Raw genomic sequence first — 643 nt, 5'->3', positions numbered from 1 at the left:
CTGGAGGACGAAAACCGGCGCCTGAAGAAGATGTATGCCGAGGAGCGCTTGAAAGCCGAGATCGTCGCGGAGGCCCTGACAAAAAAGTGGTAACGCCATCTCAGCGGCGGGAGATGGCGCAATGGGCCGTGGCCCAGCGTTCAGCCACAATAGGACTGGCCTGCGAGGCGTTCGGCATCAGCCGGACCTGCTATCGCTATCGCGCCAAGCTCGATGCGGAAAACGCTGTCGTGGCTGACTGGCTGGTACGCCTGACCAATAACCAGCGCAACTGGGGCTTCGGTCTGTGCTTCCTGTATTTGCGTAACGTGAAGGGTTTTAAATGGAACCACAAGCGCGTCTACCGAATCTACCGCGAGCTGGAACTGCACTTACGGATCAAGCCGCGCCATCGGCTGGTACGCGAAAAACCGCTGCCGCTGGCCGTGCCGACACAGATCAACGACACTTGGTCGATGGATTTCATGCACGACCAACTGGCCGACGGCAGAAGCATCCGCTTGTTCAACGTGATTGACGATTACAACCGTGAGGGACTCGGCATCGAGGTTGACTTCTCATTGCCATCCGAACGCGTCATCCGCTCCCTCGACAGGATCATCGAATGGCGTGGCAAACCCCAGGTCATTCGCTGCGATAACGG

Annotated in this window: 1 pseudogene; it reads left to right on the top strand. The window is 58.2% G+C overall.

The window, feature by feature from the left end:
* Positions 1-643, top strand: a pseudogene (locus tag ACL9RI_RS27630) (DDE-type integrase/transposase/recombinase); the annotation flags it as partial.

Origin of the sequence: Janthinobacterium sp. Mn2066 (assembly GCF_049319705.1) — a bacterium.
Classification (GTDB): domain Bacteria; phylum Pseudomonadota; class Gammaproteobacteria; order Burkholderiales; family Burkholderiaceae_D; genus Janthinobacterium.
This window is presented reverse-complemented; position numbering and strand designations above follow the sequence as displayed.